Genomic DNA, 13,920 nt, shown 5'->3' on the forward strand with positions numbered 1-13,920 from the left:
TTTGAAGGATCACGCGGTGACCACCCTCTACTCGGCTACGACACGCCACCACTTCGCTGGCGTCCGGTCGTACACCATCCTGCTGGACACAACCGGATGAGCCCTGGACCGGGGTTTATGTCGCGGCTCCGACCACGTGCTCCCCGCACGCGCGGGGATGAGCCCCTCACCCCCGAGGATCTGCCGGACTATCTGATGTGCTCCCCGCGTGCGCGGGGATGAGCCCACCATTGGCGCGAAGTGGACCCGTTCAGGCTGCGCTCCCCGCGTGCGCGGGAATGAGCCTCGCGTTGTCCTGGGCGGCTATTCGCACGGGGCGGGCTCCCCGCGTGCGCGGGGATGAGCCGCGGTGCACCTCGACATGGAGATGCGGAGCCACGTGCTCCCCGCACGCGCTGGGATGAGCCCTGGAGGGTGCACCGATGAACGCGTTGACTTCCGTGCTCCCCGCACGCGCGGGGACGAGCCGTAGATCGGGCAGTAGCCGGGGCCGCCTGCGGCGTGCTCCCCGCACGCGCGGGATACCCAACCCATCACAGCGTTCCGCGTCGTCGTCGGCGTCTGCCGTCGAACCGCCATCCTGTGCCCCGGAAGAGCGGCGCGACAGGGGAGCCCGTTCGGTCATGGAGGTCCGGACAAGCCGAGGCGGCCTCGAAGGGCGGGCACCGCAGCGAAGTTTGACAGGGCGTATCGGCGGGCAGCGAAGCGGGCCTCAGCCGGGACCGGGATGAGCAAAGAGGAAGCCAGGGGCGCTGGAGTAGCGACGGTGGGTAGTACCGATGGGGCCTTCCGATGCTTCGGGCAGGCGGCGAGGAGTATCGCGGTGGACGGTGCGGAACGGGCGGGAGGAGAAGAGAATTAGCAAGCAGGCACGCGGCCGGACCTGTCCGTGGGGCGGGCACGGAAAAGCAGGTGTGACAGACAACACGTACCCCCCAGACCGGCCCGTTCACCCTATTCTCATGGCACACCGCCTGCTACGTCCGCCATCATGGGACTGTGTCCGACATCGTGCGCCGTGGTTCGTCTCGTAATGCCAAGCTGGCCAAGATTCCGCTGGGCATCGCTGGGCGGGCTGCGGTGGGGTTCGGGCGGAGGCTTGCCGGGGGGGACAAGCGGGAGATCAATGCGCAGCTGAATCAGAAGGCGGCTGAGCAGTTGTTCACCGTGTTGGGTGAACTCAAGGGTGGGGCAATGAAATTCGGGCAGGCGTTGTCGGTGATGGAGGCGGCGGTGCCCGAGCAGTTCGGGGAGCACTATCGGGAGGCGCTGACCAAGTTGCAGGCCGCCGCGCCGCCGATGCCTAGTGCGACCGTGCATCGGGTGCTCGATCAGCAGTTGGGTACGGGGTGGCGGCAGCGGTTCCGGGAGTTCGACGACACCCCGGCCGCCTCGGCCAGCATCGGGCAGGTGCACAAGGCGGTGTGGTCGGACGGACGCGAGGTCGCGGTGAAGGTGCAGTATCCGGGCGCGGACGACGCGCTGCGGGCCGACCTGAAGACGTTGAACCGGGTCTCCGGGATGCTGGCCTCGATCTTGCAGACCGGGGACGTCAAGCCGGTCCTCGCCGAGCTCACCGAGCGCATGGAGGAGGAGCTCGACTACCGCATCGAGGCGAGCAATCAGCGCGCCTTCGCCAAGGGCTACGACGGCGATCCTCGTTTCGTGGTCCCGAAGGTGGTGGCCAGCGCGCCGAAGGTGATCGTGACCGAATGGCTCGACGCCACCCCGGTCTCGGCGATCATCGCGCGCGGCAACGCCGACCCCGAGGGCACCCGCGACCTGCGCAACCATGTCGCGCTGCGGATGGCCGAATTCCACTTCTCCTCCCCCTCGAAGGTGGGCCTGCTGCACGGTGATCCGCATCCGGGCAACTTCATGCTGCTCCCGGACAAGCGGCTCGCGGTCATCGACTACGGTTCCTGCGCCCCGCTGCCCGACGGTTTCCCGCCGATCCTGGGCCGGATGGTCGCCCTCGCGGTCGAGGACCGCTACGAGGAACTGACCACCCTCATGTACGAGAACGGCTTCGTCCTGCCCGGCAAGACGGTCAGCCACCAGGAGATCGCCGACTTCCTGCGCCCGTTCGCCGACCCGATCCGCACCGAGACCTTCCACTTCACCCGCCGCTGGATGCAGCGCGTCGCGGGCAAGGCCACCGACATCGGCAGCCCGGAGATGAAGACGTCCTGGTCGCTGCAACTCCCGCCCGAACACGCCATGGTCTTCCGCGTCCTGATGGGGTCGATCGGCATCTGCGCCCAACTCGACGCCGAGGTTCCCTTCATGCGCCTGATGCAGGACTGGGTGCCGGGCTATGCGGAATACCGCAGCGCCAGTTGAGTTTTCGCCCATCCAGGAGCCGAATCAGCAAAAAGGCCGAGCCCCGCATCTGTACAAAGATGCGGGGCTCGGTCGTGTTCGCGTGCGTGCGGGGTGACCATTACGCCACGGCCACCTTGCGCGGGCGGCCGCGGGGCCGCTTGCGGGCGATGACGACACCCTGGTCGAAGATCTCCCCACCCCAGACGCCCCAGGGCTCACCGCGATCCAGCGCGGCGGCGAGACAGCCCTTGCGGATCGGGCAGCTGGCGCAGAGCGCCTTCGCCTCCTCCAGCTGGGCGGGGCTTTCGGCGAACCAGAGGTCGGGGTCGCCGACTCGGCAGGGCAGGGTGAGCGCGACTCCACGGGTGCGGGGGGTCGAGGCCACGGTCGGACGGCATGTCACGCGAGAGATGGTCGCGGTCGACACGTCTTGCTCCTTCAGCTCGTGCAGCGGTCGTTGGTTGGTCCACGAAACCGGTGCCGGTGGCTGAAGTGCCTTGAATCTCTGGCCACGGTTTCGCTTCTTGCGATCCGTGGCCAGGAGGCTGGGGGAGGTTATCCCCTACCTGAGTCGGTGACGACTCCTGATCACGGTCGCTGGGCGTGCGTTGCGGAAGCGGGCTGCCGTCGGGTGGACGACCGCCTCATCGGCGCCGATGAATGCGTCGGCATGGATCGGGTGCCAGCTCCGCATGGGCTTGTCCGTTATGACGACATACTTCGGCCCGTGCTGTTCGGTTCCGAAGATGCGTACGGCGGACAGACCGGTCCCCTGCATAGCGAGGACCCCCCGGGAGGCAGGCACACACGAATTCGCCGACGCCGCAACGCCGAACGACGCGATATTGATGATCCCGTTCATCGGTCTGCCTCCCTCCTTACTCGTATCCGTTTTCTCGGTGTGCGCGCCGGAGTGACCCGGTGCGTGAACCCCACCCTACGGGGGGCGATCACAACCGCACAACCTATTTTTCACCAGGGGTTTTGTGGTCTTGCGCGCTGCTGTGCGACCGCACTATCGCCAGCACGTCGGCGCCGAACTGCCCGAGCTTCTTGGCGCCGATGCCGGGGATGGCGACCAGGGCGCGGTCGTCGGCGGGCAGTTGTTCGGCGATGGCGGTGAGCGTGGTGTCGCTGAACACGACGAAATGCGGCACCGACAGCTCGTCGGCCTTCTCCCGCCGCCATTCGCGCAGCGCGTCGAGCAGGACCGGGTCGAGGTCGGCCGGGCAGCGCGAGCAGCGGCCCAGCATGGTCGACTTGGTGCCGAGCAGCGGCCGCCCGCAGATCCGGCACGTCGGATGGGCGCGCGCGGGGCCGCGCCGATCGCCCGCGGCGTGCGCGATCCGCGAGGCCGGGGAGTCCTCCGGAATGAGCCCGTTCAGAAAACGACTGCGCCGCCGCGACTTTCGGCCGCCCGCGGCCCGGGAGAGCGCCCACGACAGGTGCAGATGTTCGCGCGCGCGGGTGACGCCGACGTAGAGCAGCCGCCGCTCCTCCTCCAGCGCGGCCTCGTTGCTCACCGTGCCGTTGTCGCCGAGGACGTGCGCGATCGGCAGCGTGCCGTCGGCCAGCCCGACCAGGAACACCGCGTCCCATTCCAGGCCCTTGGCCGCGTGCAGCGAGGCCAGCGTGACGCCCTGCACGGTCGGCGGATGCCGGGATTCGGCGCGGCCCGCGAGTTCGCGCAGCAGGCCGGACAGGTCGAGTTCGCCGTCGTGCGTGGTCAATTCCTCGGTGAGCTGGACCAACGCCACCAGCGAGGCCCAGCGCTCGCGGGCCTGGACGCCGCTGGGTTCGGTGGCGGTGAGGCCGAGGCGGGCCAGCGCGGCGCGCACGAGGGTGACCAGTTCGGGGCCGCGGGCGTCGGGCAGATCCTCGCGGGAGGCGGTCTGGCGCAACGCCTGCACGGCCTGGCGGACCTCGGCGCGCTGGAAGAAGCCCTCGCCGCCGCGCACCTGGTACGGGATCTCGGCCTCGGTGAGCGCCTGCTCGTACGCCTCGGACTGGGCGTTGATGCGATAGAGCACCGCGATCTCCGCCGCGGGCACACCCTTGCGGATCAGCCGGGCGACGGCCTTGGCCACGGCCGCGGCCTCGGCGGGCTCGTCGTCGTATTCGGCGAACGACGGTTCGGGTCCATCGGCGCGCTGCCCGATCAGCTGCAACCGGGTGCCCGCGATGCGGCCGCGCGCGGCCCCGATCACCCGGTTGGCCAGCGAGACCACCTGCGGCGTCGAGCGGTAGTCGCGTTCGAGACGGACCACCACCGCGTCCGGGAAGCGCCGCGAGAAGTCCAGCAGGAAGCCGGGACTCGCGCCGGTGAAGGAGTAGATGGTCTGGTTCGCGTCGCCGACGACGGTCAGATCGTCGCGGCCGCCGAGCCAGGCGTCGAGCACCCGCTGCTGCAACGGGGTGACGTCCTGGTACTCGTCGACCACGAAACAGCGGTAGCGGCCGCGGAACTCCTCGGCGACGGCCGGATAGTCCTCGAGCGCGGCGGCGGTGTGCAGCAGCAGATCGTCGAAATCCAGCAGCAGGCCGTCGGCGGAGGTCTTGAGCTCCTCGTATCCGGCGTAGACGTCGGCGACTTTGGTTGCGTCGTAAGGGGTTTCGCGGCGCAGCCGGGCCACGGCGGCGGCGTAGTCCTCCGGGGCGACCAACGACGCCTTGGCCCACTCGATCTCGCCGGCCAGGTCGCGCACGCTCTCGGTGGCGGTGGACAGGCCCGTCCGGTTGGCCGCCTGCGCGACGATGGGGAACTTGCTGTCGACGAGCCGCCACGGCACGTCCCCGACGACCTGCGGCCAGAAGTAGCGCAGTTGGCGCAGCGCGGCCGCGTGAAAGGTGCGGGCCTGCACGGTGTTCGCCTCGCCGCCCAGGCCCAGCGCGCGCAGCCGGGTGCGCAACTCCCCCGCCGCGCGGGCGGTGAAGGTGACCGCCAGCACCTGGTCGGCGCGCACGTGGCCGGTGGTGACCAGATGCGCGATGCGGTGGGTGATGGTGCGGGTCTTGCCCGTTCCCGCGCCCGCCAGCACGCAGACCGGCCCGCGCGGCGCCCGCACGGCGGCGGCCTGCTCGGGATCGAGTCCATCGAGCCGGACCTGGGGGGAGGAGGTCGGGGCGGGCACGTGCTCCATCATGACAGCGGGGTCCGACAACTCGCGGCCGCGCCCGTTACTGTGCGCGCATGGCCTCCGACACGCCGGACGACGACACCCTGCGGCACGAGCGGCGCGCGACCTGGATGGAGTTGTTCTTCGATCTGGTGGCGGTCGCGGGCATCGGGCAGCTCACCCATGTGCTGCACCACGGTCCGACGATCGGCGAATTCGTCCTCTATGCCCTGCTCTACCTGGCGTTCTGGATCGGCTGGGCGAGCGTGACGCTCTACGGCGACATCGCCTACGATCACATCCGCCTGCCGCTCATGTTGGCGGCCATGCTCGGGTTGGGCGTGATGGCCGCCGCCGTGCCGGGGATGCCGGATCGGCACGCGACCGCCTTCGCCGCGGTGTACGTCGTCGTGCGGATCGGGTTGTCGCAGGTGTGGGGCCGCGGGCGGATCGTGGTCGACTGGCCGAACGCGCAGCTGACCGGTGGCGTGTTGCCCTGGATCGTGTCGCTGTGGGTGCCCGAGCCCTGGAAGTTCTGGCTGTGGGCGCTGGGCCTGGCCATCGATCTGTGGGGCATGTTCGCGGTGTCCGGCGAGCGCATGATGGCCGGGGCGCAGGAGGCGTTCGACCGCCGATTGCGTCGCTCGCACCGCTTCGAGGGCGTCGAGATCCCGAAACTGCAAGCGCTGCACGTGGATCCGGAGCATCTGGGCGAGCGGCTCGGGCTGTACGTGATCATCGTGCTCGGCGAGGGGGTCATCGGAATCATCGCCGCGATCGGCGGGGTGGCCTGGAACGCGCGCGTGCTGGGTCTGGGGTTCGGGGCGTTCGTGATCCTGACCGGACTGTGGGCGCTCACGCTGACCTACGGTTTCATCCCCCGGCTGATGAGCGGGGACACCGCTCCCGACGCGGTGCCCCGGCAGCATCTGCTCGCCGCGCACTGCCTGCTCACCGGGGCCATCGCCACGATCGCGGCCGGGCTGAGCCTGGTGCTGTCCCATCCGGACGGTCATCTCGGGGCGGGTGTGGGGTGGGCGTTGTGCGGCGGGGCGGCGGCCTACTTCCTGTTGACCGCCCTCGGCGGGGCACGCAGCCGGGACGGGTGGCGGTGGACGCTGACCTGGCCGCTGCCGGGCGCGCTGGTGGCCGTCGTGCTCGGCGCGTTCGGCCCGCGTCTGGATCCGCTGTGGCTGGTCTACGGGATCGTGCTGACGATCGGGTGGGCGCTGGGGTGGGAGTATCGGCGGACCCGGAGCTGACCCGTCATCGATCGCGCAGGCGGCGCAGCGCGGTGGCGAATTCGCCGGTGCTTCCGCCGAGCGGGGCGAAGAATTCGCGATCGCAGGTCTCCACCGCGACAATGGCGCGATTGGCCAGGGCCACACCGGCTTTCGTGGGCGCCAGCGCGCGGGCGCGGCGATCGTGCGGGTGCTCGCGGCGTTCGACCAGGTCCTTCTGTTCCAGGGCGCGCAGCACCTGGGAGGTCATCATCGGATCGGTCGCGGCCTGGGCGGCCAACTCCCGTTGCGTGACGGGCTCGCCGCCGGAGTGTTCGGCGAGCCAGGTCAGCGCGGCCAGCAGGACGAACTGCACGTGCGTGAGGTCGAACGGGGCCAGGGCCGCGCGCTGGGCGGCCTGCCACCGATGGGTCACCTGCCACAGCAGCAGGCCGGGGCTGTGGTCCGGATGGGCGAATCCCGTACGCAGCCCGGCCTTTCGGTCCGGGATCACACGCCGACCATAGCGCGGGAGATCGTCCCGTAGTCGTGCTCGCTCAGTTCGACCACGCCGCGCCGCAGCACGATCCCCCAGTTCGGCGTGCTGGTCAGATCGAGGTCGGCGCGCAGCGCGTCGATCGGAACCTCTTGCGCCCCAACCTGATACGACACCGATCGCCGCCACGGCCGGAAGCAGCCGCCCTGATCCTCGGCCTGCCAGACGGGCACATCGTCGATCGTGCCGATCGCGGTGAACGATTTGACCGGCGCGCCCGCGCGCATGCCCGTGCGCGGCGAGTAGTACACCAGCCCGTCGCCGGGGCGCATCCGCTCGACGGCGGTGCGCTTGCCGTGGTTGGCCTGGGCGATGCCGAGTTCGACACCGCGTTGGACGTGTTCCCGCGATACCACCGCGAGCCAGTACTTGGTCATGGATTTAGTATGCGCGCTTACTAAATCCATGGCAAGGCCCGGAACAGAACTCGACGCGACGCTGTTTCACAGACCGTGACAGCTACCGACCTGACCATGTACTCCACCACCTGGTGCGGCTACTGCCGACGCCTGAAGAAGCAGCTCGACGAGGCCGGGATCAGCTACGACGAGGTCGACATCGAGCAGGACCCCGCCGCGGCCGAATTCGTCGGCAGCGTCAACGGCGGCAACCACGTGGTGCCCACCGTGAAGTATCGCGACGGGTCGACGGCCACCAATCCGAGCCTGGTCCAGGTGAAGCAGGCCCTCGCCGCGATCGCCTGATCGGCGCGAATCAGTCCGGATCCGCCCAGGATTCGATGATGGTGCGGGCGATGGAGATGGAACCGGGCAGCATCAGCCGGGCCCCCTCCGCGCCCGCGCTTCCCCAGCCGCCCAGGGCCAGGGCCGCGCGCACCTCGTCGCGGGTGAACCAGTCACCCTCGGCGATCTCGCCGTCGGTGAAGGTCAGCGGTTGCGCCGGATCGGCGACCGCGGCGAAGCCGAGCATGAGCGAGCGCGGCAACGGCCAGGGCTGGCTGCCGAGGTAGGCGATATCTCGCACGTCGACGCCGACCTCCTCGCGGATCTCGCGTTCGACGCAGCGCTCGAGGGATTCGCCCGCCTCGACGAATCCGGCCAGCAGCGAGAACATTCCGGACGGCCATGCCTGCTGCCGGGCCAGCAGTACCCGATCGCCGCCGTCGTGGATCAGGCAGATCACCGCCGGATCGATGCGCGGGAACTCCTCGTGCCCGGCCTCGGACACCCGGGTCCACCCCGCGCTCGCTGGATGTGTCGGGGTGCCGTCGGTGGCGCTGAAGTTGGCCTTGTCGTGCCAGTTCAGCAGGGCCAGCGCGGTGGTGAGGACGCCCAGCGCCACATCGTCGAGATCCAGCGCGGTGCCGACCGCGCGCAGATCCAGCAGGGTGCCCTCGATGGTGTTGTCGCGCACCGCCCACAGGTGCACGCCCGCGTCCACGCCGAGGAACACGGCCGCCGGATCGGGTTCGGGGGCCAGCTCGAGGGCCGGTTCGAACACGATGGCCCCGCCGTCGGTGCGCACCTGGCCGCGCCGATTCATCCGCAGCACCTTGGCCTCGGGCCATCCGTCCTTCAGCGCCCGCTCGTCCTTGCGCAACTCCTCGGCGCGATCGAAGGCGGAACGGGAGAGCAGGGGAATGTTCTTCAGCTGGAATCCGGGCACCCGTCGAGCGTATCGGGCGGTCTCACTTGTGCACGCGGCGGACGTAGAGCAGTTTGTCTCCGTTTTCCAAGGCGTCCACCTCGGGTTCGTCCACGCGGATCAGCGTGCCGGATCGCACCACGCCCAACACGATGTCGCGCAGATGCCGCGGTGAGCCGCCCACCTCGTCGGACTCGACCTCGCGTTCGGCGATCGCGAATCCGGCCTCGGGCGTGAGCAGATCCTCGATCATGTCGACCACGCTGGGGGTGGTGGTCGCGATGCCGAGCAGGCGGCCCGCGGTCTCCGAGGACACCACCACCGAATCGGCGCCGGACTGCCGCAGCAGGTGGATGTTCTCCGCCTCGCGGATCGAGGCGACGATCTTGGCCTTGGGGTTGATCTCCCGCGCGGTGAGCGTCACCAGCACGGCGGTGTCGTCGCGGTTGGCGGCGATGACCACCGACGCCGCGTGCTGGACCCCGGCCAGCCGCAGCACATCGGACTGGGTGGCCGAACCGTGCACGGTGACCAGGCCCGCGTTGGCGGCCGTCTCGAGCACGACCGGATCGGTGTCGACCACGACGATGTCACCGGCCTGCACGCCGTCGCCGAGCATCGCGTCAATGGCGGTGCGGCCCTTGGTGCCGTAGCCGACGACCACGGTGTGATTGCGCACCCTGTGCCTCCATCGCTGAATCTTGAATGCCTGCCGCGACCGTTCGGTGAGCACCTGCAGGGTGGTGCCGACCAGGACGATCAGGAAGAGAACGCGCAGCGGCGTGATGACGATCGTGTTGATCAGCCGAGCCTGCTCGGTGACCGGGGTGATGTCGCCGTAGCCGGTGGTCGACAGCGACACCGTCGAGTAGTACGCGGCGTCGAGCAGGGTGAGTTCGGTGCCGCGATTGTCGTGGTAGCCGTCGCGACCCAGATACACCACCGCGGTGGCGGCGACCAGCAGCGCGAGCGCGAAGGCGACCCGGCGCGTCAGCGAAACCCACGGGCTGGTCTGAATTTCCGGAATGCGCAGAATTCCGACGAGGGCGTAGTCGGGGCGATCGGTCAACCGCCGCAGCCCGTGGAGCCGATCATCGAACACGTCCCGCAGCGTACCGGTCGAGCCCGGACTCGACGCGGCGGCGCGCGAATGACAGGGTGGGGGCATGACCGCCGTCACCGAACGCCGCCCCGGCCGGGCCCGGCCGCTGGCCGCCCTGCTGCTGGGAATGGGCGTGCTGCACTTCGTGATTCCCGCGCCCTTCGATTCGGTGATCCCGCGCGGGCTGCCGGGCCGCCCGCGCACCTACACCTACGCCTCGGGCGTGGCCGAACTCGGAGTGGGCACGGCCATCGCCCTCCCGCGCACCCGCCGCCTCGGCGGCTGGCTGGCGGCACTGCTGTTCATCGCGGTGTTCCCGGCGAACGTACAGATGGCCGCCGATTGGGTGAACGACCCGAAGAAGCCCCTCCCGCTGAAGGTCGGCACGGTACTGCGGCTGCCGTTGCAGATCCCGCTGATCGTGCAGGCGCTGCGGCTCGCGCGCGCCCGATAGCTACGCCGACTCCTCCCCCAGGGGCTGCCAGTCGGGCGCAGAGCGTTACGCCGATTCCTCCTCGGGCGGCTGCCAGCCCGGTGCGGAAGTGTCTATGAGGTCGGCCAATTCGTCGGGGCCGGGGAGGTTGGGTGGGGCGATGGTGCGGCCGGTGCGGACGTAGTGGAAGGCGGCGGCGGTTCGGGCGAGGGCGTCGGACTCGGGCTCGCCGGTGCGGGCGGCGACGAGGCGGGCCCAGGCCAGGCGGTAGACGGCCAGCTGCATGGCTACCGCGTTCTCCTCGGCGCGGGTGGGTTCCGCGCCGGTCTTCCAGTCGACCACGATCCAGCGGCCGTTCGGTTCGGGGAAGACGGCGTCCATGCGGCCGCGAATCAGGATGCCCGCCAACGTCGTTTCGAAGGCGACCTCGACCTCGATCGGGTTGCGGTTGGCCCACGGGGAGGACAGGAACGCCTCCTGGAGCCGGACCAGTTCGGCGTCGGCGCCGGTGGTGTCGCCCGCGCCGGGGAGTTCGTCGAAGTCCAGGAGCCGAGTCGCGCCGAACCAGCGTTGCAGCCAGGCGTGGAACGCGGTGCCGCGGCGGGTGAACGGGCTCGGCGGGAACGGCAGCGGGCGGCGCAGGCGGGCCGCGAGCTTCGCCGGATCGGCGCGCAGGTCGACCAGGGCGGTGGCCGGAAGTTGTTCGGGGAGTTGAACTTCGCGCACGGTATCGGTCGCGGCGAAGTGTTCGGCGAGCAGGGCGTCGACGTCGGTGGCCCAGCCCTCGGGATCGTCGTCGTCGGGTCCGGACTCCGGGTCGTCGAACAGGGCGAGCTGGGTCGCGGATCCCGTTGCGGCGCCGGATTTTTCGCGCTGTTCGGCCAGGGCGTCGCGGACCAGATTCGCGCCCTGCTCCACCGCCGGGCGGCGTTTGCCCAGCGGGTCGCGGGGCCACTCGGCGGAGGCGGGGTTGTCGGTGAAGGGGTTGACCGCGTCGGCGGCGGGCGGGTCGGCCCAGTGGTCGACGCGGACCCCGGTGGTCGAATTCGATTCCGCCACCGCGCGTTTCAGTTCGAGGAGGAAGTCGGACGGACCCTTGGGGGTGGAGCCGGTCTCTGCCCAGTGGTGGCCGGAGACGAACAGGGCGCGTTCGGTGCGGGTGAGGGCGACGTAGAACAGGCGGCGTTCCTCGTCGACGCGGCGACGGGCGAGCGCGTCCTTGTGCTGTTTGATGGCCTGTTCGAGGTCGGTGCGGTCGTAGAGTTCGGTCAGATCCAGAACGGGCACGCCCTCGGCGGCGTCCTCGCGCTGCCGGTCGCCGCGCAGGCTCGTGGGCAGTTCGGCGAGCGCGCCGAGCCAGGTGCCCGCGGCGGTGCCGGACGGGAAGACGCCGCGCACGACGTGCGGCACGGCGACGACCTCCCACTCCAGGCCCTTGGCGGCGTGCACGGTCAGGATCTGCACGCGGTCGCGCGCCACCTCGACCTCGCCGGGTTCGAGGCCGTTCTCGACCTCCTCGGCGGCCGCGAGGAAGGCCAGCAGGCCGGGCAGGTCGGCCCGGTGGTCGGCGGCGTACCCGGCGACGACCTCGGCGAAGGCGTCCAGATGTTCGCGTCCCGCGCCGCCGCCCGCCGCGGCGCGCCGGGCCTGCGTCTCCACGCCGACACCGAGCGTGCGTTCGACGTCGGCGACGAGTTCGGGCAGCGATTGTCCGCTGCGTTCGCGCAGGGCGGTCAGCTCGCGGCCCAGTTCGACGATCCGCTGATAGCCGACGTGCGAATAGCCGTCCGGCGCACCGGGATCGGCGATCGCGTCGACCAGGCCCGCCTGCTCGGCCGGTTCGGGGGCGACCGCGCGCAGCGCCTCGGTGAGGGCCGCGCCGTCGGTGATGGCGTCGGTGCGGTCGGGTGGCCGCACGATCGACAGTTCGCGGGCGCGGCGGGCCAGCGCGGCGAGATCGGCGACGCCGATGCGCCAGCGGGCGCCGGTGAGGACGCGGATCGCCGCGCTGCCCGCCGACGGATCGGCGATCAGCCGCAGCGTCGCCACCACATCGGCCACCTCGGGCGTGGCCAGCAGCCCGCCGAGACCGACGATCTCCACCGGCAGCCCGCGTTCGCGCAGCGCCTCCGCGAGCGGCGCGGCATCGGCGTTGCGGCGCACCAGAACCGCGGAGGTCGGCGGCGGCAGTCCCGCGTCCGCGTGCGCTTCCCACTCGGCCGCGATCCGCTCGGCGACCCAAACGCGTTCGCGCGCAATATCTTCGGCCAATGCCAGCGCGACCGTTCCGGCGCCGGCGTCCGGGCGCGGCCGCAACGGATCGACGCTCACCCCGGTGTCCCGCAGGGGTTCGGCCACCAGATTCGCCAGATCCAGCGCCTCGGGCGGATTCCGCCAGCTGGTCAGCAGCGGAAGGATGGGCGCGGGCACCCCTGGGGCACTGGGGAAGTCGGTGGCGAAGCGGGGCAGGTTGGCCGCCGAGGCGCCGCGCCAGCCGTAGATGGACTGCATGGGGTCACCGACGGCGGTGACGGCCAGACGTTGCGACGGCGTGACCTCGTCGTCCGAAAACCCCTGCCGCTCCGATGATTCGGCCCCCTGGCCGCCATCGACGGGCTCGGCATCCTGCGAGCTCGGATCTTGTTGCGCCCCATCGAGATCGCCGAACAATGCGGCGAGCAGGATGCGTTGGGCGTGGCCGGTGTCCTGGTATTCGTCGAGTAGGACCAGGCGGAAGCGGAGGCGTTCGGCGCGGCCGACCTCGGGGTGTTCGGCGGCGAGGCGGGCGGCGAGCGACATCTGGGAGCCGAAGTCGAGGGCGCCGCGGCGGCGCAGTTCCTCGGCGAGGCGGCGGACCAGGGGGAGCAGGGCGACGCGTTCGCGTTGGGCGTTGACGATGTTCTGGAGGTCCTGGTTGGGGCCGCCGCGTTGGCGGGGGCCCGCGGGCAGGGTGTAGACCAGCTTCTCCAGTTCGATGTGGGCCTCGGCGAGTTGTTCGGGTTCCACCAGATGTTCGGCGAGCTGGCCGGACAACGCCAGGACGGCCTCGGTGACCGAGACCGGGCCGCGATCGGTGTCGAGGTCGCCGTCCCAGCCGGTGACCACGCGATGGGCCAGCTGCCACAGCTGGGTCTCGGTGAGCAGCGTCGCGTTCGGCTCCACCGGCAGCAGCAGGCCGTGTTCGGACAGCAGGCGACCGGCGTAGGAGTGATAGGTGCCGATCTCCGGTTCGGAACCGGCGAGCAGGCCGCGCAGCCGCCCGCTCGGATCGAGTTCGCGGACCAGCGGCGCGCCCGCCAGCCGGGCGAGGCGGGTGCGGATGCGAGTCGTCAACTGCTGCGCGGCTTTTCGCGTGAAGGTCAGGCCGAGCACCTGATCGGGGGTGACCAGGCCGTTGGCGACCATCCAGACCACGCGCGCGGCCATGGTCTCGGTCTTGCCCGCGCCCGCGCCCGCGACCACCAGCGTCGGTCCGGGCGGGGCCGCGATGACGGCCGCCTGCTCGTCGGTCGGCGGCGGTAGGCCCAACGCCTCCGCCAGCTGCCACGGGGTGACCCTCATGC

12 protein-coding genes are annotated in these 13,920 nt (G+C 70.6%); 4 read left to right on the forward strand and 8 right to left on the reverse strand.

Annotated elements, in window-relative coordinates; genetic code table 11:
- Window positions 1–999: 999 nt before the first annotated feature.
- Window positions 1,000–2,343: an ABC1 kinase family protein gene (locus ACWDSJ_RS30580; RefSeq protein ID WP_450036002.1), complete on the forward strand. Its 1,344-nt coding sequence runs from the start codon at window positions 1,000–1,002 to the stop codon at window positions 2,341–2,343.
- Window positions 2,344–2,443: 100 nt separating this feature from the next.
- On the opposite strand, the gene ACWDSJ_RS30585 is transcribed toward ACWDSJ_RS30580, so the two are convergent.
- The 3 genes from ACWDSJ_RS30585 to ACWDSJ_RS30595 form a co-directional block, all read right to left on the reverse strand.
- Window positions 2,444–2,752, reverse strand: coding sequence for a WhiB family transcriptional regulator (locus ACWDSJ_RS30585; protein ID WP_387364191.1), 309 nt, complete (start codon window positions 2,750–2,752; stop codon window positions 2,444–2,446).
- Window positions 2,753–2,887: 135 nt separating this feature from the next.
- Window positions 2,888–3,187 (reverse strand): hypothetical protein, encoded by a 300-nt coding sequence (locus ACWDSJ_RS30590; RefSeq protein ID WP_450036004.1) that lies wholly within the window; start codon window positions 3,185–3,187, stop codon window positions 2,888–2,890.
- Window positions 3,188–3,290: 103 nt separating this feature from the next.
- Entirely contained in the window at window positions 3,291–5,465 is a 2,175-nt protein-coding gene (locus ACWDSJ_RS30595) for an ATP-dependent DNA helicase UvrD2 (RefSeq protein WP_450036133.1), read from the reverse strand.
- A 50-nt stretch (window positions 5,466–5,515) separates the two neighbouring features.
- Between ACWDSJ_RS30595 and ACWDSJ_RS30600 the strand changes: the two genes are divergently transcribed.
- Window positions 5,516–6,703 carry a low temperature requirement protein A gene (locus ACWDSJ_RS30600; protein ID WP_450036006.1) on the forward strand — a complete coding sequence of 396 codons (1,188 nt, stop codon included), beginning with the start codon at window positions 5,516–5,518 and terminating at the stop codon, window positions 6,701–6,703.
- Between the two features lie 4 nt (window positions 6,704–6,707).
- Here the strand turns inward: ACWDSJ_RS30600 and ACWDSJ_RS30605 are convergent, their stop codons facing one another.
- Together ACWDSJ_RS30605 and ACWDSJ_RS30610 are read right to left on the reverse strand one after the other, a co-directional pair.
- Entirely contained in the window at window positions 6,708–7,175 is a 468-nt protein-coding gene (locus tag ACWDSJ_RS30605) for a MarR family winged helix-turn-helix transcriptional regulator (RefSeq protein WP_450036008.1), read from the reverse strand.
- On the reverse strand, window positions 7,172–7,594 hold the full coding sequence (locus ACWDSJ_RS30610) for an EVE domain-containing protein (protein ID WP_450036009.1): 423 nt from the start codon (window positions 7,592–7,594) through the stop codon (window positions 7,172–7,174). The genes ACWDSJ_RS30605 and ACWDSJ_RS30610 overlap by 4 nt, the downstream gene beginning before the upstream one ends.
- Before the next feature lie 75 nt (window positions 7,595–7,669).
- On the opposite strand from ACWDSJ_RS30610, the gene ACWDSJ_RS30615 reads away from it, so the two are divergent.
- The gene (locus ACWDSJ_RS30615; protein ID WP_387364174.1) at window positions 7,670–7,921 is read left to right on the forward strand and encodes a mycoredoxin; all 252 of its coding nucleotides are present in this window, start codon (window positions 7,670–7,672) and stop codon (window positions 7,919–7,921) included.
- Window positions 7,922–7,931: 10 nt separating this feature from the next.
- On the opposite strand, the gene nudC is transcribed toward ACWDSJ_RS30615, so the two are convergent.
- Together nudC and ACWDSJ_RS30625 are read right to left on the reverse strand one after the other, a co-directional pair.
- A complete protein-coding gene (nudC, locus tag ACWDSJ_RS30620; protein ID WP_450036011.1) occupies window positions 7,932–8,843 on the reverse strand; it encodes an NAD(+) diphosphatase in 912 nt (303 codons plus the stop codon).
- 22 nt (window positions 8,844–8,865) lie between these two features.
- Window positions 8,866–9,924: a potassium channel family protein gene (locus ACWDSJ_RS30625; RefSeq protein ID WP_387364168.1), complete on the reverse strand. Its 1,059-nt coding sequence runs from the start codon at window positions 9,922–9,924 to the stop codon at window positions 8,866–8,868.
- 64 nt (window positions 9,925–9,988) lie between these two features.
- Here ACWDSJ_RS30625 and ACWDSJ_RS30630 point away from each other — a divergent pair, with 64 nt between their 5' ends.
- Window positions 9,989–10,378, forward strand: coding sequence for a DoxX family protein (locus ACWDSJ_RS30630; RefSeq protein ID WP_450036013.1), 390 nt, complete (start codon window positions 9,989–9,991; stop codon window positions 10,376–10,378).
- A gap of 45 nt (window positions 10,379–10,423) precedes the next feature.
- On the opposite strand, the gene ACWDSJ_RS30635 is transcribed toward ACWDSJ_RS30630, so the two are convergent.
- The gene (locus tag ACWDSJ_RS30635) at window positions 10,424–13,918 is read right to left on the reverse strand and encodes an ATP-dependent helicase (protein ID WP_450036015.1); all 3,495 of its coding nucleotides are present in this window, start codon (window positions 13,916–13,918) and stop codon (window positions 10,424–10,426) included.
- Window positions 13,919–13,920: the final 2 nt, after the last annotated feature.

The organism is Nocardia sp. NPDC003482, assembly GCF_053588115.1.